Annotated in this window: 24 protein-coding genes; 6 read left to right on the forward strand and 18 right to left on the reverse strand. The window is 52.4% G+C overall.

The window, feature by feature from the left end; genetic code table 11:
- The first annotated feature begins 68 nt into the window (after nucleotides 1-68).
- Nucleotides 69-1,421, forward strand: a complete 1,353-nt coding sequence (locus ACM615_RS14035; protein WP_112286816.1) for a hemolysin family protein — start codon at nucleotides 69-71, stop codon at nucleotides 1,419-1,421.
- Nucleotides 1,422-1,582: 161 nt separating this feature from the next.
- Here the strand turns inward: ACM615_RS14035 and ACM615_RS14040 are convergent, their stop codons facing one another.
- The gene (locus tag ACM615_RS14040; RefSeq protein ID WP_013573785.1) at nucleotides 1,583-1,789 is read right to left on the reverse strand and encodes a DUF1107 domain-containing protein; all 207 of its coding nucleotides are present in this window, start codon (nucleotides 1,787-1,789) and stop codon (nucleotides 1,583-1,585) included.
- A gap of 309 nt (nucleotides 1,790-2,098) precedes the next feature.
- Between ACM615_RS14040 and ACM615_RS14045 the strand changes: the two genes are divergently transcribed.
- Complete coding sequence (locus ACM615_RS14045; RefSeq protein ID WP_159282456.1) at nucleotides 2,099-2,656, forward strand: YtfJ family protein; 558 nt, start codon at nucleotides 2,099-2,101, stop codon at nucleotides 2,654-2,656.
- A 36-nt stretch (nucleotides 2,657-2,692) separates the two neighbouring features.
- Here the strand turns inward: ACM615_RS14045 and cysQ are convergent, their stop codons facing one another.
- Nucleotides 2,693-3,439, reverse strand: a complete 747-nt coding sequence (gene cysQ / locus ACM615_RS14050; RefSeq protein WP_132965712.1) for a 3'(2'),5'-bisphosphate nucleotidase CysQ — start codon at nucleotides 3,437-3,439, stop codon at nucleotides 2,693-2,695.
- A gap of 199 nt (nucleotides 3,440-3,638) precedes the next feature.
- On the opposite strand from cysQ, the gene ACM615_RS14055 reads away from it, so the two are divergent.
- A complete protein-coding gene (locus ACM615_RS14055; RefSeq protein WP_113877094.1) occupies nucleotides 3,639-5,588 on the forward strand; it encodes a bifunctional 2',3'-cyclic-nucleotide 2'-phosphodiesterase/3'-nucleotidase in 1,950 nt (649 codons plus the stop codon).
- A 65-nt stretch (nucleotides 5,589-5,653) separates the two neighbouring features.
- Here the strand turns inward: ACM615_RS14055 and fklB are convergent, their stop codons facing one another.
- Nucleotides 5,654-6,274: an FKBP-type peptidyl-prolyl cis-trans isomerase gene (gene fklB, locus ACM615_RS14060; protein WP_037034256.1), complete on the reverse strand. Its 621-nt coding sequence runs from the start codon at nucleotides 6,272-6,274 to the stop codon at nucleotides 5,654-5,656.
- Between the two features lie 255 nt (nucleotides 6,275-6,529).
- Here fklB and ACM615_RS14065 point away from each other — a divergent pair, with 255 nt between their 5' ends.
- Nucleotides 6,530-7,240 carry a LysM-like peptidoglycan-binding domain-containing protein gene (locus ACM615_RS14065; RefSeq protein ID WP_113877093.1) on the forward strand — a complete coding sequence of 237 codons (711 nt, stop codon included), beginning with the start codon at nucleotides 6,530-6,532 and terminating at the stop codon, nucleotides 7,238-7,240.
- A gap of 100 nt (nucleotides 7,241-7,340) precedes the next feature.
- On the opposite strand, the gene rplI is transcribed toward ACM615_RS14065, so the two are convergent.
- The 5 genes from rplI to yjfP all read right to left on the reverse strand — a co-directional run bounded on the left by rplI (nucleotide 7,341) and on the right by yjfP (nucleotide 9,680).
- Nucleotides 7,341-7,793 (reverse strand): 50S ribosomal protein L9, encoded by a 453-nt coding sequence (rplI, locus tag ACM615_RS14070; RefSeq protein WP_013573778.1) that lies wholly within the window; start codon nucleotides 7,791-7,793, stop codon nucleotides 7,341-7,343.
- 39 nt (nucleotides 7,794-7,832) lie between these two features.
- Entirely contained in the window at nucleotides 7,833-8,060 is a 228-nt protein-coding gene (rpsR, locus tag ACM615_RS14075; protein WP_002210155.1) for a 30S ribosomal protein S18, read from the reverse strand.
- A 4-nt stretch (nucleotides 8,061-8,064) separates the two neighbouring features.
- The gene (gene priB / locus ACM615_RS14080; RefSeq protein WP_095923688.1) at nucleotides 8,065-8,382 is read right to left on the reverse strand and encodes a primosomal replication protein N; all 318 of its coding nucleotides are present in this window, start codon (nucleotides 8,380-8,382) and stop codon (nucleotides 8,065-8,067) included.
- Nucleotides 8,383-8,387: 5 nt separating this feature from the next.
- Nucleotides 8,388-8,780, reverse strand: coding sequence for a 30S ribosomal protein S6 (gene rpsF, locus ACM615_RS14085; RefSeq protein ID WP_013573776.1), 393 nt, complete (start codon nucleotides 8,778-8,780; stop codon nucleotides 8,388-8,390).
- 150 nt (nucleotides 8,781-8,930) lie between these two features.
- Nucleotides 8,931-9,680: an esterase gene (gene yjfP / locus ACM615_RS14090; RefSeq protein ID WP_431012057.1), complete on the reverse strand. Its 750-nt coding sequence runs from the start codon at nucleotides 9,678-9,680 to the stop codon at nucleotides 8,931-8,933.
- Between the two features lie 279 nt (nucleotides 9,681-9,959).
- On the opposite strand from yjfP, the gene ACM615_RS14095 reads away from it, so the two are divergent.
- Both ACM615_RS14095 and bsmA read left to right on the forward strand, forming a co-directional pair.
- Nucleotides 9,960-11,909, forward strand: coding sequence for a methyl-accepting chemotaxis protein (locus ACM615_RS14095; protein WP_431012058.1), 1,950 nt, complete (start codon nucleotides 9,960-9,962; stop codon nucleotides 11,907-11,909).
- 96 nt (nucleotides 11,910-12,005) lie between these two features.
- Nucleotides 12,006-12,317: a biofilm peroxide resistance protein BsmA gene (gene bsmA / locus ACM615_RS14100; RefSeq protein WP_132965704.1), complete on the forward strand. Its 312-nt coding sequence runs from the start codon at nucleotides 12,006-12,008 to the stop codon at nucleotides 12,315-12,317.
- Here the strand turns inward: bsmA and ACM615_RS14105 are convergent, their stop codons facing one another.
- The 10 genes from ACM615_RS14105 to hfq all read right to left on the reverse strand — a co-directional run bounded on the left by ACM615_RS14105 (nucleotide 12,318) and on the right by hfq (nucleotide 24,029).
- Complete coding sequence (locus tag ACM615_RS14105) at nucleotides 12,318-13,949, reverse strand: isovaleryl-CoA dehydrogenase (RefSeq protein ID WP_132965702.1); 1,632 nt, start codon at nucleotides 13,947-13,949, stop codon at nucleotides 12,318-12,320.
- A gap of 136 nt (nucleotides 13,950-14,085) precedes the next feature.
- Nucleotides 14,086-14,829: a 23S rRNA (guanosine(2251)-2'-O)-methyltransferase RlmB gene (rlmB, locus tag ACM615_RS14110; RefSeq protein ID WP_095923693.1), complete on the reverse strand. Its 744-nt coding sequence runs from the start codon at nucleotides 14,827-14,829 to the stop codon at nucleotides 14,086-14,088.
- Nucleotides 14,830-15,043: 214 nt separating this feature from the next.
- The gene (gene rnr, locus ACM615_RS14115) at nucleotides 15,044-17,542 is read right to left on the reverse strand and encodes a ribonuclease R (RefSeq protein ID WP_431012059.1); all 2,499 of its coding nucleotides are present in this window, start codon (nucleotides 17,540-17,542) and stop codon (nucleotides 15,044-15,046) included.
- A gap of 41 nt (nucleotides 17,543-17,583) precedes the next feature.
- On the reverse strand, nucleotides 17,584-18,009 hold the full coding sequence (gene nsrR / locus ACM615_RS14120) for a nitric oxide-sensing transcriptional repressor NsrR (RefSeq protein WP_013573769.1): 426 nt from the start codon (nucleotides 18,007-18,009) through the stop codon (nucleotides 17,584-17,586).
- A gap of 228 nt (nucleotides 18,010-18,237) precedes the next feature.
- Complete coding sequence (locus ACM615_RS14125; protein WP_113877088.1) at nucleotides 18,238-19,536, reverse strand: adenylosuccinate synthase; 1,299 nt, start codon at nucleotides 19,534-19,536, stop codon at nucleotides 18,238-18,240.
- 144 nt (nucleotides 19,537-19,680) lie between these two features.
- Complete coding sequence (locus tag ACM615_RS14130) at nucleotides 19,681-19,881, reverse strand: DUF2065 domain-containing protein (protein WP_112286827.1); 201 nt, start codon at nucleotides 19,879-19,881, stop codon at nucleotides 19,681-19,683.
- A 94-nt stretch (nucleotides 19,882-19,975) separates the two neighbouring features.
- Nucleotides 19,976-20,977 (reverse strand): protease modulator HflC, encoded by a 1,002-nt coding sequence (hflC, locus tag ACM615_RS14135; protein WP_112286828.1) that lies wholly within the window; start codon nucleotides 20,975-20,977, stop codon nucleotides 19,976-19,978.
- 2 nt (nucleotides 20,978-20,979) lie between these two features.
- Nucleotides 20,980-22,284, reverse strand: a complete 1,305-nt coding sequence (gene hflK, locus ACM615_RS14140) for an FtsH protease activity modulator HflK (protein ID WP_113877087.1) — start codon at nucleotides 22,282-22,284, stop codon at nucleotides 20,980-20,982.
- A 33-nt stretch (nucleotides 22,285-22,317) separates the two neighbouring features.
- Entirely contained in the window at nucleotides 22,318-23,622 is a 1,305-nt protein-coding gene (hflX, locus tag ACM615_RS14145; protein WP_431012060.1) for a ribosome rescue GTPase HflX, read from the reverse strand.
- 98 nt (nucleotides 23,623-23,720) lie between these two features.
- Nucleotides 23,721-24,029: an RNA chaperone Hfq gene (gene hfq, locus ACM615_RS14150; protein WP_013573763.1), complete on the reverse strand. Its 309-nt coding sequence runs from the start codon at nucleotides 24,027-24,029 to the stop codon at nucleotides 23,721-23,723.
- Nucleotides 24,030-24,133: the final 104 nt, after the last annotated feature.

Below are 24,133 nucleotides of genomic sequence, written 5' to 3' on the forward strand. Positions count from 1 at the left end.
TCATTTAAGCAACAAAAATAATGAGTGCCTTTCCCTGCCGGTTCAGCCCGGTGTTAAACGGATAGATTATGTTAAACAGTATTTTACTGATTCTTCTACTTATCGCGATCAGTGCCTTTTTCTCGCTGTCTGAGATATCGCTGGCCGCTTCCCGCAAAATAAAGCTTAAACAGTTGGCAGACGAAGGAAACGTCAATGCCTCCCGCGTAATGAAATTACAGGAAACGCCTGGCCTGTTCTTTACCGTGGTGCAGATTGGCCTGAATGCCGTCGCCATCCTCGGGGGTATCGTAGGTGATGCTGCATTCTCCCCTGCGTTCCAGACGTTCTTTATTCGCTTTATGTCGCCTGAAATGGCGGATCAAGTCAGTTTTATCTGTTCCTTCGTTCTGGTCACCAGTCTGTTCATTCTGTTTGCTGACCTCACACCGAAGCGCATCGGTATGATTTCACCTGAGACGGTTGCCGTTCGTATAGTCAACCCGATGCGTTTCTGCCTGATGATTTGCCGCCCGATGGTGTGGTTCTTCAACGGTATGGCGAACATGATTTTCCGCCTGTTCAAACTGCCGATGGTACGTAATGACGACATTACGTCTGACGACATCTACGCCGTGTTTGAAGCCGGCGCGCTGGCGGGCGTACTGCGTAAGCAGGAACATGAACTGATTGAAAACGTATTCGAACTCGAATCGCGTACCGTCCCTTCTTCCATGACCTCGCGTGAAAGTGTGATTTATTTTGATCTGCGGGAAAGCGAAGAAAGCATCAAAGAGAAAATCGCCACCCATCCGCATTCGAAATTCCTGGTGTGTGACGGTCATATTGACCAGGTGGTCGGGTATGTCGATTCCAAAGACTTACTGAACCGCGTGCTGGGCAATCAGAGTTTAATGCTGAGCAGCGGCGTGCAAATCCGCAACGCGCTGATCGTGCCGGATACGCTGACGCTTTCTGAAGCGCTGGAAAGCTTCAAAGCCGCGGGCGAAGACTTTGCCGTTATCCTGAACGAGTATGCGCTGGTGGTCGGTATTATCACGCTCAATGACGTGATGACGACGCTGATGGGCGACCTGGTCGGTCAGGGTATGGAAGAACAGATTGTGGCACGTGACGAGCATTCATGGCTGATTGAAGGCGGTACGCCAATCGAAGACGTGATGCGCGTGCTGCATATCGAAGAATTTCCGCAGTCCGGCAACTACGAAACCATCGGCGGCTTCATGATGTTTATGTTGCGTAAAATCCCGAAACGTACGGACTTCGTGAAATTCTCCGGCTACAAATTTGAAGTGGTGGATATCGACAGCTATAAGATTGATCAGCTACTGGTCACGCGAATTGTCGATCAGCCTGCAACACCGTTGCTGCCGAAAACGCCGCAAGAAATTAAAGATGAGCAGAAGGCTCAGGCTCAGTAATCGGGTTCCTCTGTAAGCGGCTCTTCAGTACACAGATCTTGTAAACAAATCTTGTAAACAGATCTTCAGTAAAAAGTCCCGGATTCTGAAAACACTAACGGCCCCATCGGGGCCGTTTTTTTGCGCAAGCTGCAAAGTGGCAGCGACAACGCGCAGGGCGTTTAACCCATTTCTGCCTGTAAATGCGTAACCTGCCGGTTAACTTCAGACATCACGCTAAAGTGGCGCTTATCGCGTACCTTTGGCAACAGGATTTTGCCTTGGTCGAATTCAAATGCGCCGACGTCCTTGATATACAAACGTCCACGAAACAGTGTCTTAACGTACTTTGCGACTTTCATCGGATTGTAACGCTGGAAGATTCTCATTTTTCTCTTTTACTCCGTTAAATCACTGCATGTACCGGCCACGTCGCAAGGCGACAGATACCGGGACCAAAAAGTGTAGTGCAGTGAAGAGACTTATAACATAGCAGGGCAGTCAGGTATTGCCAGTGGATTTAACTGCTTTTACATTGCTTTTCAGTATTGTCTTAAGTCTTGACGTTCTGTAGCAGTATAACCCTGCTTTATGTGGCAATTTTGTAACCAGCAACACAATTTTAACATCTCAACAGGACAGACCACTTCAGCGATCCTATGATTGGCTGAACCGTTCATTTGTGCCCCGGAGAATCTATGCTTTTAAGAAGTCTTTTTGTGATCACTTTTGTGACATTTTCGTTTTTCGCTTCCGCCCACAATTTTACCGTCGGCCAGCGCCTGGCTCCGGTTGGCGTAGACGACAAAGGCGAACTGAATGACGTTAATGACACCTTCAGTTACAACAAATGGAACAGCGCGAAGCTGCCGGGAAAAGTGCGTATCGTGCAGCACATGGCGGGCAGAAGTAGCGCCAAGGCGTTGAATGAACCGCTGATCACCGCCATCAGAGCCGCAAATTTGCCGCATGATCGTTATCAGACGACCACCATCATTAATACCGACGACGCCATTATCGGCACCGGCATGTTTGTGCGTAAAAGCATTGAAAGCGGCAAACGTGAATTCCCGTGGTCGCAGATAATTGTCGACAGCAACGGCACGGTAAAAAAGGCCTGGGAACTGCAACCGGAAAGTTCAGCGGTGGTGGTGCTGGATAAAAACGGGGTAATTAAATTCGCCAAAGATGGCCAGTTGTCACCGCAGGAAGTTCAGCAGGTGATTACGCTGGTAGATAAGCTGGTCAAAGAATAAAACGCGAAATCCCCGGTCGCAAAACCGGGGATGACATCAGAATAAAGAGACGCGGAAGCCCGGATTGAGGAAGGATTCACGCGGGGTGTAGGTCAGCGTCTGACCTTTCCAGTCATGCACCTGTGCGCCAGCGGCCAGCGCAACCGCGTGCCCTGCTCCGGTATCCCAGATGTTGGTTGGCCCGAAGCGCGGATAAAGTTGCGCCGCGCCTTCTGCGACCAGACAGAATTTCAGCGATGAACCAATCGCTACCGTCTGATGCTCACCAAGCTGTGCGAGGTAATCCTGCAATTCAGGGTCATTGCTGAAATGCGAACGGCTGACCACTACCAGCGGCGGATGCGCTTCTTTCACTTCAATCTGCTGACGCGCGCCCTGCTCTTCCTTCCAGGCTTTGCCTTCTGCCGCGCTGTACATCACTTTGGTCACCGGCACGTACACCACACCCAGCACCGGAATACCGTCTTCAATCAGCGCGATATTTACCGTGAATTCACCATTACGCTTGAGGAATTCTTTGGTGCCATCCAGCGGATCGACCAGCCAGTAGCGCGTCCAGTTTTGGCGTTCGCTCCAGCTTTGCGGATCTTCTTCCGACAGCATCGGCGTTTGTGGATCCAGTACTTTCAGACCTGCTTTAATCACATTGTGTGCTGCGATATCGGCGGCGGTCACCGGCGAGTCATCCTGTTTATGACGCGCATCGAGCGGCTGTTCGCCATCGTATACAGCCATGATCGCATCGCCTGCGTCGCGCGCTAACTGACAAATTTGCTCTAACATCTTTTACCTCAGTGCTTTGATTCTCATTCCTCAAGCCTAGTTTTTTTTGCCGCGAATAGCCATCCCGTCATGTTAACGCGTCATAAAGCCGTTACATCTCACATTTATTTATGACAACTGATTACATTCTCAGCAAATTTTGAGATACATATCCGGTTTTTCTTTTCCGGGCATCATCCCTTTCTCTGGAGGCAAGGCAATGAATAAGCGTCATCTGACGTTATCCCTGCTGGCGACACTGACGGCGGCATCCGTTCAGGCGTCACAGGTGGATCTGCGCATCATGGAAACCACGGATCTTCACAGCAACATGATGGACTTCGACTACTACAAAGATAAACCGACCGATAAATTCGGTCTGGTTCGCACCGCCAGCCTGATCCACGCGGCGCGTAACGAAGTCACCAACTCAGTGTTAGTCGATAACGGTGACATCATTCAGGGCAGCCCGCTGGGCGATTACATGGCGGCGAAAGGCCTGAAACAGGGCGACGTTCATCCGGTGTATCTGGCGATGAATACGCTGAATTACGCGGTCGGTAACCTGGGCAATCACGAATTTAACTATGGCCTGGATTACCTGAAAAAAGCACTGGCCGGGGCGAAATTCCCTTACGTGAACGCCAACGTGATTGATGATAAAACCGGGAAACCGCTGTTCACGCCGTTCCTGATCACCGATAACGCAGTCAAAGACCGCGACGGTAAAACCCATAATCTGCGCATCGGCTATATCGGTTTTGTGCCGCCGCAAATCATGGTCTGGGACAAAGCCAATTTGCAGGGCAAAGTGACCGTCGCGGATATCACCGAGACGGCTAAAAAGTGGATACCGGAAATGCGCAAACAAGGCGCCGATATTATTGTCGCCATTCCGCACTCCGGCCTGTCGGGCGATCCGTACAAAACCATGGCGGAAAACTCGGTCTATTATCTGAGCCAGGTAAAAGGCATCGACGCCATTATGTTTGGCCATGCGCACGCCGTTTTCCCGAGTGAGGAATTCGCCAGTATCAAAGGCGCGGACATAAAACAAGGTACGCTGAATGGCGTTCCTGCCGTGATGCCGGGCATGTGGGGCGACCATCTGGGCGTCGTCGATATGGTGCTCAGTAACGACGGTGGTAACTGGAAGGTCGAGACAGCCAAAGCCGAAGCGCGCCCGATTTACGACAAAGAGCAGAAGAAATCACTGGCGGTGGAAGATCAGGACTTAGTTAAAGTTCTGGCGCCGTCACATGACGCCACTCGCGAGTTTGTCAGCAAGCCGATCGGTAAATCTAACGACAACATGTACAGCTATCTGGCGCTGGTTCAGGATGATCCGACGGTGCAAATCGTCAATAACGCGCAAAAAGCCTATACCGAGCATTTCATTCAGGGCGATCCGGATTTAGCCGATTTGCCTGTGCTTTCTGCGGCAGCGCCGTTTAAAGTCGGCGGTCGTAAAAACGATCCGGCCAGCTTTGTGGAAGTAGAAAAAGGCGAACTGACTTTCCGTAATGCGGCCGATTTGTATCTGTATCCGAATACGCTGGTGGTGATGAAAGTCACCGGTCAGGAAGTCAAAGACTGGCTGGAATGCTCCGCCGGCCAGTTTAATCAGATTGACGTCAACAGCACCAAACCGCAGTCACTGATTAACTGGGATGGTTTCCGTACCTATAATTTCGACGTCATCGATGGCGTGAATTATCAGATTGATGTCAGCCAGCCTGCGAAATTCGACGGTGAATGTACGCTGATTAATAAAGACGCGGAACGCATCAAAAACCTGACCTACAACGGTAAGCCGATTGACCTTAAAGCGACCTTCCTGGTCGCCACGAATAACTACCGCGCGTACGGTGGAAAATTCGCGGGCACCGGCGATAAGCACATCGCCTTTGCTTCACCGGATGAAAACCGTTCCGTGGTCGCGGCCTATATCAGTGCCGAAACGAAAAAAGCGGGCGCAGTCACGCCAACCGCTGATAACAACTGGAAGCTGGCACCGATTAAAGCATCCCAGCCTCTGGACATTCGTTTCGAAACATCGCCTGGCGATAAAGCGGCAAACTTCATCAAAACCCACGCCCAGTATCCGATGACGGCTAAAGGTCCGGATGCCATCGGTTTCGAAATTTATCAGGTCGATTTACAAAAATAATCTGAGATTCAGACGTAAAAAAGGGCGCATATGCGCCCTTTCTTGTTTCTGTATTCTGAAAAGAATTACAGAATTTCCAGCAGCTCAACTTCAAAGATAAGCGCGCTGTATGGAGGGATGGAGGCACCCGCACCACGTTCGCCGTAAGCCAGGTTATGAGGGATGTACAACTCCCATTTAGAACCGACTGGCATCAGGGTCAGTGCTTCGATCCAGCCTGCGATCACGCCGTTAACCGGGAATTCAGCCGGTTCGCCACGTTGTACGGAGCTGTCGAACACGGTGCCGTCGATCAGTTTACCGGTGTAGTGAACGCGTACACGGTCCTGACGGCCCGGGATGGTGCCTTCGCCCTGAGTGATAACAGAGAATTGCAGACCGGACTCGGTGCTGCTCACGCCTTCGCGCTGTGCATTTGCAGCCAGGAATTCCTGACCCTGAACAGCCAGAGCTTCCTGACGTTCACGACGGACAGCATCAGCACGTTCGTGGACTTCACGCAGTGCGCGGTGAACCACATCAACAGGAACGGCTGGCGTATTCCCTTCCAGCGCGTCGCGTAAGCCTGCCAGCAGTGCGTCAGGCTCTAAGCCCTGCAAACCTGATTCCTGCAACTGTTGACCGACCTGCAGGCCGATACCGTAACTTGCCTGCGCTTCTACGCTGTCAAATGAAGGGGTAGTCATGAAATTTCCTTAGCTCTTAAAAATGTCGAAGGCGCAGCATAGCAGCGCAAGGCTTTTGGGTAAAATCCTCTGTGAGGCAACATGACGGCAGGCGCAGTTCCTTCCTCTTTTCGGGAAATTTTTCGCATTTGACGCCATTTAGCACATCGTTTGGGTGATATTTGTGCTTTGTCCCTTTCCGCATCAAGCAGTTAAACAGCTATACTAGGCAGCAACAGCCAGTAGAAATTGCGACAGTTAACAAGAGAGGTCGTCATGGGCAGAATCCCGCCCAGGAGAAGGAAAGCCATCCGTATTTATCAACCCATGTTGAGATCCTGGATTGCCATTATGAAAAGGCCATTGCGAGACACGTCAGCAAAGAGCGAAAGTGAAAGCGAAATTCAGGACGGCGTCACCGCTGAAACTGAAAAGCCGGCGGTCAGCCGGGGCAAAACACTGCTCAATAAAATCTGGCATCTGAGCGACGATTTCCAGTGGATGTCGCCACTGCCTTATGCGCATCGCCGCGGCATTATTCTTGCGGTACTGGTGATCCTTCTGGCACTGCTGTGGCCTTACACGCCTGAAAATACCTATGCCCCTGCGCAGCCGCAACAACCGACCAGCATCCCGATGCAGGCCGATTTGCGTAACGATCAGGGTCGCACCACGCAGATGGCACAGCCGGATCCTGTTTCGCCGCAAAGTAATGACAACAGCGGCGCATGGCGCAGTTATCAGGTGCAATCCGGTCAGACGCTGGCGCAGTTATTCCGCGATAACAATATGGCGGTCAATGATGTGTTTTCGATGGCAAGGGTTGAAGGCGCAGAAAAACCGCTGAGTACCCTGAAGACCGGGCAGGAAGTGAAAATTCAACGTGATGCACAGGGCGTGGTCACTGCTTTGCAGGTGACAACCGATCAAAACGTTACGGTGACATTTACCCGCCAGCCGGACGGTAGTTTCCAGCGCAGTAACTGATCCCGATTTTCAGGCGATACCTTTCCTTTCCGCTTTCCCAAACGCAGAAAAGCAAAACGCCGGCACATGGCCGGCGTTTCACAGGTTTACTTCAGCGCTATTACGCTTCAGCAACCACAACTACGTTCAGTTTAGCGAATACGTCGCTGTGTACCTGGAACTCAACTTCGTGTTCACCAGTGGTACGCAGAACGCCATTCGGCAAACGAACTTCGCTTTTAGCAACTTCAACGCCAGCAGCAGTTACTGCATCAGCGATATCGCGAGTACCGATAGAGCCGAACAGTTTGCCTTCGTCGCCTGATTTAGACGCGATGGTTACTGAACCCAGTTCGTTGATTTTAGTTGCGCGAGCTTCAGCAGCGTTCAGAACGTCAGCCAGTTTGGCTTCCAGTTCTGCACGACGCGCTTCGAAGAACTCAACGTTTTTCTTGGTAGCAGGAACAGCTTTGCCCTGTGGTACCAGGAAGTTACGAGCGTAGCCCGCTTTAACGTTAACTTGATCACCCAGGCTGCCCAGGTTTGCTACTTTATCAAGCAGAATAACTTGCATTACTTTATCCTCTCAAAGTCGTTAATAGACAGTGGCCGATTACTGATGACGATCAGTGTATGGCAACAATGAAAGGTAGCGAGCGCGCTTGATGCAACGAGCGAGCTGACGCTGGTATTTTGCACGAGTACCGGTAATACGGCTCGGGACAATTTTACCGCTTTCGGTAATGTAGTTTTTCAGTGTAGCGATGTCTTTGTAATCAATCTCTACAACGCCTTCCGCGGTGAAACGGCAGAACTTGCGACGACGGAAATAACGTGCCATTAGGCTAGTCTCCAGTATCTATCAAATCAATCTGCTCGGCATGTAACACCACTTTATTCAGTCCATTGCGCCCTTGATGGCAGCTAATGAATCCGGTAACAGTGAGTTGCGTGCCGACCGTTAAACTGTGAGTTAATGCTTGTGACGCTTGTCCACTGACAACCACTGGCATTCTGCACCATGCTTGTCGGTTAAATCCGGCTTCCTGCTGCGAGGATTTGTGTTCTAGCACAAACTGGCAGTGTGGAATGCCCGAAGGACTGACTTTACGAATGGGGGTCTTGCACACTGTGCCGGACAACACCAGACGATTCGCCGTCACGGCAATTACTCTTCAGAATCCCCAGCTTCAGCATCATCGTTAGCTTCAGCAAAATCTTCGCGGCGATCACGGCGCTCGTCTTTAGCTTTAACCATTGGAGATGCTTCAGTTACCGCGTGTTTAGTACGCATAACCATGCTACGGATAACGGCGTCGTTGAAGCGGAAGTTAGTTTCCAGCTCATCGATCGCTTCCTGCGGAGCTTCAACGTTCAGCAGAACGTAGTGAGCTTTGTGCAGTTTGTTGATCGGGTAAGCCAGTTGACGGCGGCCCCAGTCTTCCAGACGGTGAATCTGACCAGCAGCGTTAGTGATTACTGCACTGTAACGCTCGATCATGCCCGGAACCTGTTCGCTTTGGTCAGGGTGAACCATAAAAACGATTTCGTAATGACGCATCGAATTGCTCCTTACGGATTATTCAGCCTCCTGTCAGGGTCAACCGCGGCCCATGGAAGCAAGGAACGTGTTTGTGTGCGGTCGAAAAAATGACGCGCAATTATATGTACAGCCTGTGGGAAACTCAAGGAGAAAGGCAGATTAATTTCTCTACAGCTTCGCTGCGAAGAATGTCGTAGCTTCTGCCAGCGCATGAACCGAGACTTTATGCTTCGCGCCCGCTTCAGAAATAAAGGTCAGATTGGCATCCGCGCCGCTTTCTGCCAGTTCCTGCCGCAACCGCTGGCTTTCAGCAAAGGGGACGACATCATCTTCTTCGCCATGCCAGACAAACAACGGAACATCGGCGATTAACGCCGCTTTTCCGCCGATATCCAGACTGAGTAAAGGGGCGACTTCGCGTTCGAACACATCACGCGATACGATGTCCCCGGCGTTGTAAGCAGGGAAAAGGTGGTGCGATAGACGGGTGAAATAACCTGAGCCCATCAGGTTCGCCGCCACTTTCACCCACGGGAATTTCACCAGCGCCGCCATGGTGGTCATTCCGCCCATCGAGACACCGCCGACGCCTAAACGCTGCGGGTCTGCCAGACCGCGTCCGACAAACACCTCTTTAAGTATTGCCAGCTCATCGATGTTATTTTGCAAAATGCCCCAGAAATTCGCCACGGTTCTGGCCTCATTTTTTTCTGCGCGGGCACCGTGCATTAATGCATCAGGCAAGATCACGCGAAAACCCGCTTTTGCCAGCGTGTAACCGAAATAGGAATAAATTTCTTTGGATGACAGAAAACCGTGATAGAAAAAAATCGTCGGGAGCTGTTGCTGATACTGCCCGGCGGGTACTGCGTGGATCACCTGGATCCCCTCAACAGTTTCTTCGTGCATCTCTACCATCGTGAATTCCCCTGCGCATTTAGAAAAATATATGGCGTTACTGTGTTCTGACATTCTACGGGTCTGCAAACCGGCGACCACTCCCTTTTTCGTATAATTTATAACCCGTTATGCTCAATTCTGATTTTCAGTACCACTGGCTTTAATTAAAATTCATATATTCACTATCATTTCATTGATTCAGATCAATTTTTATTGAAATAACCAGTTACATTTGATCATTAATCCTTTCCTGTTTTTCGCCGTTAGTGCGCTATCAGAAGCTAACGGAAAAATCCCATGAAAACGTCATCAAAACGCGCCTTTCACCGCTGGAGCATTGGCGCAAAACTGGCCAGCATTGCCTCTTTGCTGGTCGGCTCGTTGTTTATTATTTTCACTTTGTCACTGACTCACTCAGCCGGAAGGCAGGTGAATACACTTGCCGTCAACGCCATTTCAGAGCAGGTCACCGGTGTGGTGGACATGATTGAAATGTACAACGCCAGTCTGAATGCCGAAGTGGACAGCTACACGCGGTTGTTCAGCCATTTCCTGCCGTCAGATTTCGAGCTGGATACCACCAGTCCGGTAATGGTCGGTGAACAATCTGCACCGGTCATTAAAGCCGGCGGGTTGCCGCTAAATCTCGACAGCAAAATTCCCGATGACTTTCTGGCCCGCACCGGCGCAATTTCCACCGTATTTGCACGCCGTGGCGATGACTTTATCCGCGTGACGACTTCGCTGAAAAAACAAGACGGCAACCGCGCTATCGGCACCCTGCTCGACAATACCAGCCCCGCTTATGCGCAAATTATGGCAGGGCAATCTTTCAGCGGGCTGACCACGCTGTTTGGCAAAAAATACATCACCAAATATCAGCCGGTGCGCGATGCGCAGGGCAGCGTCATTGGGATTTTGTTCGTGGGTGTGGATATCACGCAGGAATATGCCGACATGCGTCAGAAAATCCTCTCCAAACGCATTGGCGAGAAAGGCTATTTCTTTGTGCTCAACAGCGCACCCGGTAAAGATCTCGGTAAATATCTGGTGCATTCCACTGATGAAGGAAAAACGCCAGCGTGGCCTGAAGGCGAACTGCAACAGGTGATGGCGCAGCCGAAAGGCCAGCGCGAGTACACAGACACGGCCACTCATCACCAGCAATTTATGGTCTACGCGAATGTTCCCGCGTGGCACTGGGTCGTGGTCGGCAGCACGGATAAAGACAGCCTGATGGAGCAGGTGAACAGTACGCGTAATCACTTCCTGCTGATCAGCCTGCTGGCGCTGGCCTGTTTCGCCGCGCTGTTCATCTGGCTGACGCGCAAGCTGGTCAGCCGCCCGCTCAGCGACGTCGTGAGTATCGCGCAGCAATATGCCAGTGGTGACCTGCGCGCACGGGCACAAACGCAGCGCGTAGATGAAATTGGTGCGCTGATGCATGCGATAGACGGTATTGGTCACGGGCTGGAAAAAATTGTCGGCGAGGTACGGCAGGTTTCGTCTGAAATCATGCTCAACACGCAAGGACTGGCGCACGACAGCGAGCAGATCAATCAGCAGATCGGCACGCAGGCCAGCAGCCTGGAAGAAACGTCCGCCAGCATGGAGCAGATCACCGCTACTGTGCAGAATACGGCGGATAACGCCACGCAGGCGACTCAGCTGGTGCAGCAGACCGACAAAGCCGCCACCGTTGGCGCTGATGCGGTGAATCAGTCGGTTGAAAGCATGGAGGCCATTAAGCACGCCTCAACGCGCATCGCGGATATCACCACAGTTATCGAAGGCATCGCCTTCCAGACCAATATTCTGGCGCTGAACGCCGCCGTAGAAGCCGCCAGAGCCGGTGAACATGGTCGTGGCTTTGCGGTGGTCGCCTCGGAAGTCCGGGCACTGGCGCAGCGCAGTTCTAATGCGGTTAAAGAGATTGAAAATCTGGTCGCCGATTCCCTGAGCAAAGTCGAAGACGGGCATCAGAGTGCTGCTAAAACGCAGGCGAATATGAGCAACATATTGCAGGGGATCCGTCAGGTGAAAGTGCTGATGAGCGATATCGATGTGGCGTCGCACGAACAATCCTCCGGCATTTCGCAGGTGAATATCGCCATTATGCAGATTGGCAAAGCTACACAGGAGAACGCCACTCTGGTCGAAAACTCACAGCAGACTGCCGCGGCGCTCAGCGAACAAGGGCGACACCTCTCAAAACTGGTCAGCGTCTTCAAAATTTCAGAACGTTAAGCCGTGAATTGCGCGGCAATAAACACCGCGCGGACTCGCCAGCAGACCGGTGAAAGGGCTACACTTCAGGGTATCGCCCTTTTACCGGATATCACGATGAAATCCCTCCGAATCTCCGCTGTGTTACTGTTACTCGTTGCGTTAAGCGGTTGCAGTAATCTGATGCACACCACGCCGGTTCCTCCGCCCGCCGTGACAGCCAAAGCGCAGGAAATAACCCGTGCGCAGACGTCCACACTCACCAAAATTGGCAGCATCACGGTCGATGTGATTGGCAGCCCGATGGATGCAGAAGCAGAAGTTCAGCGCCGCGCCGATGCTGCGGGTGCGCATTACTACGTGATCATGTTTAACAGCGAAACCATTATTCCCGGCCGCTGGTATTCACAGGCCACACTCTACCGCTGATTATTCAGCGCCGATCGCGCGGTTAAGCAACAGCTGGCACAAACGTTCCGGCAACTGCGTTTCGCCGCGCGGATCGAGCACCATTCTGCACCAGGCGTCCGCCACCGGTGGCGAAGCAAATTCCAGCATCTGTGTTGCCGTCATCAGGTTGAACAGCTGACCGGTCAGCCAGCGCCCGTGCGCTTCTTCCGCTGTACGCAGACGTTGTAAAAACTGACGGGAGGCGCGGTCAAATATACGGTTTTGGCCGCGAGCCTGATACAAGACCTGTTGCAGCATTTCTCCGCTGGCGGGCAGTTTTTTGAACGTGCGCAGCACATCCAGACACATCACATTCCCCGAGCCTTCCCAGATGCTGTTGACCGGCATTTCACGATACAAACGCGGCAACTCGCTGTCTTCGCAATATCCAATCCCGCCCAACACCTCCATAGCCTCAGCCACAAACGGCATTCCCTGACGGCACACTTCAAATTTGGCGGCAGGTGTCAGCAACCGGCACAGCAGCTGTTCTGCCGGATTATCGTGCGCGCCAGACGCCGCAGCCAGACGCATCAGCAACATCGTCTGCCCTTCCAGCAACAGCGCCATCCGGCTCAGCGTCTGACGCATCAGCGGTTGTTCAATAAGAGGTTTACCAAAAACCTGCCGCTGGAAGGCGTGGTAAAGCGCTACCGACAACGCCCGGCGCATCATGGCGTGGCTGCCCAGCGCGCAGTCAAAGCGCGTATGACCGCCCATTTTCAGGATATGGCGGATGCCCTCGCCCTCTTCGCCCAGCAGCCAGCCGGTGGCATTCTGAAACTCCACTTCGCTGCTGGCGTTCGAACGGTTACCCAGTTTGTCTTTCAGCCGCTCAATGCGGATCGCATTGCGTGTTCCGTCTGGCAAAACTCTCGGCATAAAGAAACAGGAAAGTCCGCCATCAGTCTGCGCCAGTACCAGATGCGCGTCGCTTTGCGGCACAGAGAAAAACCATTTATGACCGAGCAGATGATAAGGCTTTCCACTGCCGCGCCCCTCGAGCGCCATCGCCCGCGTGGTGTTGCTGAGGACATCAGAGCCACCCTGCTTCTCGGTCATGCCCATGCCGATCAGCACGCCTTTCTTCTGGTCGCCGGATTGCAGATGCGGATCATAACGATCGGATAACAGCGGTTTCAGCCAGCCTCTGAATTCCGGCGGCAGCGTTTTTTGCAGCAACGGGATCGCGCCGAATGTCATGGTCACCGGGCATAACGTTCCCGCTTCAACCTGACCGTGAAGAATAAATCGCGCTGCACGGGCTACTGCCGAACCGATACGCGCATCTTCCTGCCACGGCAAATTATGCACACGGTTGGCGATCAGCCCCTGCATCAGCAGATGCCAGGCGGGATGAAAACGAACGTCGTCCAGACGCTCACCGCAGGAGTCATAACGTAAAAGCTCCGGTGGATTGGTATTCGCCAGCCTGCCCAGCTCCAGCGATTCCGCAGAGCCTAACTGCTGCCCGAGCGACGCCAGCACATCAGCATCCCATCCCGCCTGCTGACGGGAAACCGCTTCGCGCAGCGGAGTATCGGAAAGGAATAAGTTACTGTTACTCAGTGGCTTGGGCTGATTAAAAACCCGATGTGTTTCCCAGTTCATCGCCTGCTCCCCGTTAAAAGGATATGGCCTAAGTATGGTAAAAATCGGGGAATTAACAGACGGGCAGATCACAAAGGCAGAAATGCAAACGGGAGCCCTGAGGCTCCCGTTTAATCAACAGCTGAGAAAGCAGAAATCAGCTTTTCTTCAGACCACGCTGGCGTACCGCTTCGAACAGGCAAACGCCGGTCGCGACAGAAACGTTCAGGGAAGACACGCTGCCCGCCATCGGGATGCTGATCAGCTCGTCGCAATGTTCGCGGGTCAGACGGCGCATACCTTCGCCCTCTGCGCCCATCACCAACGCCATCGGGCCGGTCATTTTGCTCTGGAACAGATCGTGATCGGCTTCACCGGCGGTACCGACGATCCAGACATTGTGTTCCTGCAACACGCGCAAAGTACGCGCCAGATTGGTCACGTTGATCAACGGCACGTTTTCAGCTGCGCCGCTGGCGACTTTTTTGGCGGTCGCATTCAGTTTGGCAGAACGGTCGCGCGGGACGATCACCGCGTGAACACCGGCTGCATCCGCAGTACGCAGACAAGCGCCCAGGTTATGCGGATCGGTGACGCCGTCCAGAACCAGCAGGAACGGACAATCGAGGCTTTCCAGTAATGCAGGCAGGTCGTTTTCCTGATACTGACGACCTTCACGCACGCGCGCAATGATGCCCTGATGCACGGCGCCTTCGGATTTATCATCCAGCCACTGGCGGCTCGCCACCTGGATCACAATACCGCTGGCTTCCAGCTCGTCGATCAGCGGTTTCAGGCGTTTATCATCGCGGCCTTTCAGGATGAAGACTTCCAGAAAGCGTTGCGGATCGTTATCGAGTAAGGCTTTAACGGAATGGATACCGTAGATAATTTCGCTCATGATGCTCTTTAAAATAGACTTGCGGACAGCAAGCTGTCCGCAAGTTAACAGGGATTGCGGGCGATTCTATCATACCCTTCATCATTCATGCTGCAGATGCGTTGGCGGCACTCAGTCACCCGAATCACTTACCTGAGTAAGCTCATCGGGATTCCTTCGTTTGCCGCCTTCCTGCAACCTGAATGCTTTCGGGTAGAATACCAGCCCGTCTGGCTTAGCTTTCTGCTGACTTTTTCTTCGCGCGTTTGGCTCTGGTTGCCGCAGCAATTTTTGCTGTTTTATCAGAAGGCTTTTTAGCTTTCTTCGGCTTGCCGTCTTTACCGACCGCGCTTACCGCTTTCTCTTTCTTCGGCTTGGCGGGTTTCACGTCATCTTTGCGGAAGGCGCTGTCCGGCTCAAAGTTCACGTTTTTCTTACCGGTGCGACGACGGCCGGCGTTGGCCGGTGCTGCGGAACGCATAGAACGCTCGCCGCCTTTTTTAGCGCGATCACGGGCGGTTTTACCTTCACCACGCGCTTTACGGGTGCTGGAAACCAGCGCGAAATCGATTTTACGCTCGTCCATATGCACGGCTTCAACACGGATTTCGACGGTATCGCCGAGGCGGTAAACGGCACCGGAAGACTCGCCGACCAGACGCTGGCCGATGTTATCGTAGCGGTAGTAATCGTTGTCGAGCGAGGACACATGCACCAGCCCGTCGATGAACAGATCGTTGAGGCGCACGAAGAAGCCGAAGCCGGTCACGCTGGCGATGATGCCGGTGAAGACTTCACCCACGTGATCCTGCATAAAGTCACATTTCAGCCAGTCCGCCACGTTACGGGTCGCTTCGTCCGCACGGCGTTCTGCCATCGAACAATGCTCGCCTAACTGCAACATGTCTTCGTAATCACTGTGCCAGCCGCCGGTTGGCGTCCAGCGATCTTTCAACGTGCCGTGCTCTTTCGCCAGCAGGTACTTGATCGCACGGTGCAGCGCCAGATCCGGATAACGACGGATTGGTGAAGTGAAGTGTCCGTAAGATTGTAACGCCAGACCAAAGTGGCCACGGTTTTCCGGATCGTAAATCGCCTGTTTCATCGAACGCAGCAACATGGTTTGCAGCATTTCGCGGTCAGGACGATCGGCCAGTTCATCCATGATCTGAGCGTAATCTTTCGGCTCAGGTTTCATGCCACCGCCCATCACCAGACCCAGTTCGCCCAGCACGCTTTTTAGCGCAGAAATATGGTCATCACTTGGACGGTCATGCACACGGAACAGCGCCGGTTCATTATGTTTTTCAACAAAACGCGCCGCAGCAATGTTCGCCAGGATCATGCATTCTTCAATCAGTTTGTGGGCGTCGTTACGCACGGTCGGTTCGACACGTTCGATACGGCGCTCGGCATTGAAGATGAATTTCGCTTCTTCGGTTTCGAATGCGATACCGCCACGTTCTGCACGCGCCTGATCCAGCACTTTGTACATGGTGTGCAGTTCAAGCAAATGCTTAACCAGCGGCGAATACTGCTCGCGCAGTTCCGGATCGCCTTCGATGATGCGCCAGACTTTGTTGTACGTCAGACGCGCGTGGGAGCTCATCACCGCTTCGTAGAATTTAGAGCTGGTCAGTTTGCCCTGCGCGGAGATAGTCATCTCACAGACCATACACAGGCGGTCTACCTGCGGATTCAGGGAGCACAGGCCATTGGACAGCACTTCCGGCAGCATCGGGACAACCTGCGACGGGAAGTAAACGGACGTCGCGCGGCTGCGTGCTTCGTCGTCCAGCGCGGTGCCGTGACGGACGTAATAGCTCACGTCGGCGATGGCGACCCACAGGCGCCAGCCACCGCCGCGTTTTTTCTCGCAGTACACGGCGTCATCGAAGTCACGCGCGTCTTCACCGTCAATGGTAACCAGCGGCAGGCTGCGTAAATCGACACGGCCTTTTTTCGCTTCTTCCGGCACCTGTTCGCTCAGATCTTCGACCTGTTTCAGAACCTGTGGCGGCCAGACGTGCGGAATTTCATGGGTGCGCAGCGCGATATCTACCGCCATGCTGGTACCCATCTTATCGCCGAGGACTTCAACGATTTTACCCACCGCTTTGGTCCGGCGGGTCGGACGCTGAGTCAGTTCAACAACAACCATATAACCCATGCGCGCACCGTTAATGGCGTCGGCCGGGATCAGGATGTCAAAGCTCAGACGACTGTCGTCAGGCACCACAAAACCGGCACCGGCATCAGTAAAGTAACGGCCAACAATCTGGCTGGTTTTCGGCACCAGAACACGCACAATGCGCGCTTCACGGCGGCCTTTACGGTCGGTGCCGACCGGCTGTGCCAGAACCACGTCGCCGTGGATGCACATTTTCATTTGTTCGGCAGAAAGATAGACATCGTCTTTCTTCACGCCTTCGAGGCGCAGGAATCCGTAACCATCGCGATGGCCGATAACCGTGCCTTTCAGCAAGTCCAGACGCTCCGGCAGCGCGTAGCACTGACGGCGGGTGAAGACTAACTGGCCATCACGTTCCATCGCGCGCAGACGACGGCGCAGGGCTTCCAGCGCTTCTTCTCCGGACAGATTCAGTTCGTTACCGATTTCTTCCCGGCTGGCTGGGGTTTCACGTTTCGCGAGATGTTCCAGAATGAATTCACGGCTGGGAATAGGTGATTCGTATTTTTCTGCTTCTCGTTCCAGGAATGGATCATGTGACATAGCGGTTCCTCCGTTGTCATCAGCAGTTTGTTGAAAGTCTTTCATTCAACAAGCAATAATTTGTAGAGCGTTGAGTTGTCTTTGACCATATCGGCCAAAGTGTACTGATTCAGCTCATCAAGAAAATGTTCTACAGCAGTGTGCAGGACTTGTTTTAGCCGGCATGCAGGCGTGATATGACAAAAGTCGCTGGCGCAATTGACCAGCGAAAGAGGTTCCAGTTCGCGCACCACGTCGCCAATGCGAATGGTCTCTGCGGGCTTGCCCAGTTTGATCCCTCCGTTCTTTCCGCGAACGGCAGTCACCAGGCCAGCACGGCTCAACTGATTAATGATTTTCACCATGTGGTTGCGCGATACACCGTAAACCTCGGTGACCTGCGAAATATTGGTCATCTGATCATCCGGCAACGAAGCCATATAAATCAACGCTCTCAAACCATAATCAGTAAAACTCGTTAACTGCACACATACCTCTGGGTAGCTATTTACCCGGTCTTTCCACGTCAGCCATGCCAACAGGGTGAAGATGATTGTTTATTATGACACTTTGATGATAAACCAGCCGCGAACTTTGCAGCTAATCATTTAGATAGTGGATGGTTTATGGAAAGTACACAAGAGAAGGGATTCACAAAAAAATAAACCGGGCAGTTTTGCCCGGTTATGACGTTTTTACGCAATCAGCTCAGGCTGTTATGCGTCAAACGGGTCGCGCAGGATCATGGTTTCGCTACGATCCGGGCCAGTAGAGATAATATCAACCGGCACTTCTGTCAGCTCTTCAATACGCTTGATGTAGTTCAACGCTGCCTGTGGCAGGTTTTCTACTTCTTTCACGCCGAAGGTGGTTTCGGTCCAGCCTGGCATGATTTCGTAAATTGGCTCGATACCTTCCCAGCCTTCAGCAGCCAGCGGAGTGGTGGTCATTTCGCGGCCATCAGGCATACGGTAACCGACACACAGCTTCACTTCTTTCAGACCGTCCAGCACGTCCAGTTTGGTCAGACAGAAACCAGACAGGGAGTTGATCTGCACAGAACGACGCACGGCCACGATGTCCAGCCAGCCACAACGACGGCTACGGCCAGTGGTCGCGCCAAACTCGTTACCTTGCTTACGCAGGAACTCGCCAGTTTCGTCGAACAGTTCAGTCGGGAACGGACCTGCACCCACGCGGGTGGAGTAAGCTTTAACGATGCCCAGAACATAATCAACGTAACGCGGACCAATACCTGAACCAGTAGCGACGCCGCCAGCGGTGGTGTTGGAAGAGGTCACGTACGGATAAGTCCCGTGGTCGATGTCCAGAAGCGTACCTTGTGCGCCTTCAAACATGATCAGGTCGCCACGCTTACGCGCGCCATCCAGCAGCTCAGACACGTCAACAACCATAGCCGTCAGGATGTCGGCGATAGCCAGGACATCATCCAACGTTTTCTGGAAATCAACGGCTTCTACTTTGTAGTAGTTAACCAGCTGGAAGTTATGGTAATCGATGATTTCTTTCAGCTTGATAGCGAAAGTTTCTTTGTTGAAGAGATCGCCAACGCGCAGACCGCGACGGGCAACTTTATCTTCATAAGCCGGGCCGATACCACGACCGGTAGTGCCGATCGCTTTATCGCCACGCGCTTTTTCACGCGCCATGTCGAGCGCGACATGGTAAGGCAAGATCAGCGGGCAAGCTTCAGACAGTAACAGACGTTCGCGTACAGGGATGCCACGAGCTTCAAGTTCGCCCATTTCTTTCATCAACGCGTCAGGCGCCAGAACAACACCGTTGCCGATGATGCTGGTCACGTTTTCACGCAGAATGCCAGAAGGAATTAAATGAAGAACGGTTTTTTCACCGTTGATAACCAGAGTGTGACCGGCGTTGTGACCGCCCTGATAGCGCACAACATATTTAGCCCGTTCAGTAAGCAGGTCTACGACCTTGCCTTTCCCTTCATCACCCCATTGAGTGCCGAGTACGACGACGTTCTTACCCATCTCAAGAATCACCAGGTTGCTTAAAAAAGGATTCTAACATCTCATTCTGTGCTTTCCAGCACTTTTAGCACACGTTTGCGGGAAAAATTTTAATTGCGTGCTACGCGTCGCAGCAAGACGTGACACCTGGGTTGTAACAAAAGCTCAGCCACCCAGACGACTACGCAACATGTAGTAAATAACGAAGCCTGCCACCACAAGTCCCCCGCCAAAACGCCGTAAAACATGGTCCGGAAGATTCGCCAGTGAGAGGATCATTTTTCTCCATGTTTTTGGATAAAGCATCGGCCCCAAACCTTCAAGAACCAAAACTAACGCCAGCGCCAGCCAAATTGTCGAATTCATGTTGAGTGTCTCAGTGCTTCCTTTGCGGAAAATTATATCGGTTTCAGAAAAGACAAAAGGCCCGTCAAGGGCCTTTTGGAAATTGCATCAGCAATTATTTGTTCTTTTGATCAGGAGACTTCATGAAGCGGAAGAAATCGCTGTCAGGGCTCAACACCATGACGTCGTTACCGCTCTTGAAGCTGGCCTCGTAAGCACGCAGGCTACGGATGAATGCGTAGAAGTCAGGATCCTGGCTGAATGCATCAGCAAACAGTTTCGCCGCTTCGGCATCACCTTCACCGCGGGTGATACGGGCTGTACGTTCTGCTTCAGCCACAGTACGGGTTCTTTCGTAATCCGCCGCTGCCTGAATCTTAGTCGCCTCTTCTTTACCCTGAGAAATGTGACGCAATGCCACCGCATTACGCTCAGCGCGCATACGATCGTAAATCGCGCTGGACACTTCCTCCGGCAAGTTGATTTGTTTCAGACGTACGTCCACCACTTCAATACCCAGTGCTGCCATGCTGTTCGGGTTGACCGCAGGCTGTTTGCCTTTGGTTTCCTGTTCAACACGTTTGGCCGCAGAGGCAATCGCATCATCAGCTTCAGTGGTCGCTTCAGGTTCATCACCTACGCTACCGGTGTTCAGCGCATCACGCACGTCCAGCGTCAAACGGCCACGGGAATCGGTCACGATGTCTTTCACATCAAGACGACCAATTTCAGAACGCAGACGGTCACTGAATTTACGTTTCAGCAGAATTTCTGCCTGAGACACATCACCACCGCCCGTTGCCAGGTAGTAGCGGCTGAAATCACTGATACGCCATTTCAGGTAAGAATCGACGATTAAGTCTTTCTTCTCGCTGGTCACGAAGCGGTCAGCCTGGTTGTCCATGGTCTGAATACGCGCATCGAGCATTTTAATGGATTCCACAAAGGGAACTTTAAAATGCAGGCCCGGCGCATAGACCAGCGGTTTATTATCGCTGTCACGCAGGACTTTACCGAAACGCAGCACGATCCCGCGCTGACCTTCCTGAACGACAAACAGTGAGGCATAAAGCGCCACCAGCACCACAACGACGATAAGTAAAAATGACTTACGCATTGTTATTCTCTCCCTACGCGAAGTGTATCGTCACGCTGTGCGTTTGCACGGCGCTGGTCCATGACACTGCCAGACGAACGGGAACTGCTGGTACCGGCACTGCTTTTGCCATTACTGCTGGTTAAACCCGGAACGGAAGGCAACAAACCTGATTCATCATTTTTGCTGGTGTCATTGGCTGCTGCATTGCCGCCACGCAGCATCTGATCCAGCGGTAATACCATCAGGTTATTCCCTTTGTCACTCACCAGAACTTTACGGGTGTGACTGAGGACTTTTTCCATGGTCTCGATATAAAGACGCTCACGGGTAATTTCCGGCGCAGCTTTATATTCAGGTAACAGTTTGGAGAAACGGGCAACTTCACCCTGTGCTTCCAGAACAGTACGGTCTTTATAGGCTTTTGCGTCTTCCAGTAAGCGTTGTGCTTCACCATTTGCCAGAGGCTGGATCTGGTTCGCATAAGCTTCTGCTTCACGAATAGACTGTTGCTCTCTTTCACGGGCAGCGATCGCGTTATCGAAGGAAGCTTTCACTTCTTCCGGCGGACGCGCGGTCTGGAAGTTAACGTCCTGAATAGTGATACCCATTTTGTACGGACGAATGGTTTCTTCCAGTACACGTTGGGTATCGCTACGCACCGTGGTACGGCCTTCAGTCAGGATTTTATCCATCGTGTATTTGCCGATAACGCCACGTAATGCGCTGTCCGTTGCCTGGCTCAGGCTGTCGTCAGGATTGGCGACGCTGAACAGATAAGCTTCAGGATCCGTCACGCGGTACTGCACGTTCATTTCAACGCGTACCACGTTTTCGTCAGAGGTCAGCATCACGCCAGACGCAGCAAGTTCACGTACCGATTCTACGTTCACTGCGCGTACCTGGTCGATGAAGGTCGGTTTCCAGTTCAGGCCCGGCTCAACCAGATGGCTGAACTTACCAAAACGGGTCACAACGCCACGTTCGGCTTCTTTAATGGTATAGAAACCTGTCGCAGCCCAAATAACCACCACCGCAGCGACCGCGATGCCGGCAATCCGGGTGCCACTCATTCCATGACCGGAACCGGTTGGCGCACCGTTGTTATTGCTGTTGTTGTTATTGTTGCCTGAACCTTTTCCACCGAAACCGCCCAGCTTTTTGCTGAGTTTACGGAAGATATCATCCAGATCAGGTGGCCCCTGATTGCGGCCGCCTTTGTTGTCATTATTTCCACCAGAATTTCCACCAGAGTTGCCGCTATTATTATTGCTGCTGCCCCAGGGGTCGCGGTCCTGTCCGTTATTACCGGGCTGATTCCACGCCATGTTATAGCTCCATTATTCTATGATTGGTGTTCTTCAGGCCAAATCAGACAGGCTCTGGTTGCGGACAAAGCTTTCCAGTTCCTGCTCTTGTTTGCAGAGGCGGCGCCAGTCAACGATGGGCATTCGCACCATCAGACCAATACTGCCATCCTCTTCAATCCATTCTTTTTCAATTGCCTGAAGCTGGTAAAAACGGCTACGAAGGCGGCCTGCTTCCGGCGGCAAGCACAATTCATGCTGCGCGATTTCGCCGGAGAGTCGCTCCGTTAATGCCTGAAATAGCAACGGAATGCCTTCACCTGTCACGGCTGAAAGCCAGACTCTGACAGGCAAATTCTCCTCGTTGCGGTCGATACGCGGGACAAAATCATCCAACATATCTATTTTGTTCATCACTAACAGCGCAGGAATTTCATCTGCTTCGATCTCTGCCAGCACCGTATTCACCGCGTCAATATTTTCCTGAACACGGATGTCCGCTGCATCAATAACATGTAATAACAGAGATGCCTGTCGGGTTTCCTGCAACGTTGCTTTAAAGGCCGCAACCAAATCATGGGGCAGGTGACGAATAAACCCTACGGTGTCCGCCAAAACTGTTTCCCCGACATCTGCGACCATAATACGGCGCAGCGTAGGATCAAGCGTAGCAAACAACTGATTGGCCACATAAACATCGGCCTGAGTAATACGGTTAAAAAGTGTGGATTTCCCGGCGTTGGTATATCCAACCAAAGACACCGTCGGAATATCCGCACGAACGCGTGAACGGCGACCTTGTTCACGCTGCTTAGCCACTTTTTCAAGACGGCTGAGGATTAAAGTGATTCTGTCTCGCAGTAAACGGCGGTCAGTTTCGAGCTGGGTTTCACCCGGACCACGTGCGCCAATACCGCCGCCCTGTCGTTCAAGGTGCGTCCAGCCACGAACCAGTCGGGTAGCAATGTGGCGTAATTGCGCCAGTTCTACTTGTAACTTACCTTCGTGTGTTCGGGCCCGCTGGGCAAAAATATCTAATATCAATCCGGTGCGGTCGACAACGCGACATTCGCATAAGGCTTCCAGGTTTCTTTCCTGGCCGGGAGACAAGGCGTGATCAAACAGGATGACAGAGGCGCCCGTTGCTTTGACGGCATCTGCGATTTCTTGGGCCTTTCCTTCACCGACAAAGTATTTTGGGTGCGGTGCCTTACGGCTCCCGGTGACGACTTGCAACGCCTCTACACCTGCAGAAGAAACCAGCGATTCAAATTCGCTCAGGTCTTCCGTGTCTTTGTCTTGCGAGAAATAGATATGAACCAGTACGGCCTGCTCACCGGCTTCATAACGGTCAAACAAGCTTGCGACCTCTCATTTGGGAAATATTCGCCAGCCGGGGGTGCATAAGCATAATCGGAATACTTATGAACCCCTTCGTGGTTGACCAACGCTGCGCTTTATTCAGCGTCATCGTTTTCCTGCTGCGGCTGTTGCGCAGACGGAGTACTACCTTGGTGATAATTGTTGGTGCTGCCCGAACCTGGATTATTGCTATGGTGTGACACCGGGCGGGAAGGCACTACGGTGGAGATAGCGTGTTTATACACCATCTGGCTTACCGTATTTTTTAACAGAATGACAAACTGGTCAAAAGACTCAATCTGGCCTTGCAGCTTAATACCATTCACCAAGTAAATAGAAACCGGAACACGTTCACGACGCAATGCGTTCAGGAACGGATCTTGCAAAGATTGCCCCTTAGCCATTCTATCTTTTCCTTATTAGTTTGTTGTTTGTAACTTTGAGCCTATCGGCTCGAAAATAAATCACATAAAAAATTTGCGCGCTGAGTACTCATCAATTGTACACA

This window comes from Rahnella sp. PAMC25617 (assembly GCF_050606005.1).
GTDB classification, from domain to species: domain Bacteria; phylum Pseudomonadota; class Gammaproteobacteria; order Enterobacterales; family Enterobacteriaceae; genus Rahnella; species Rahnella variigena.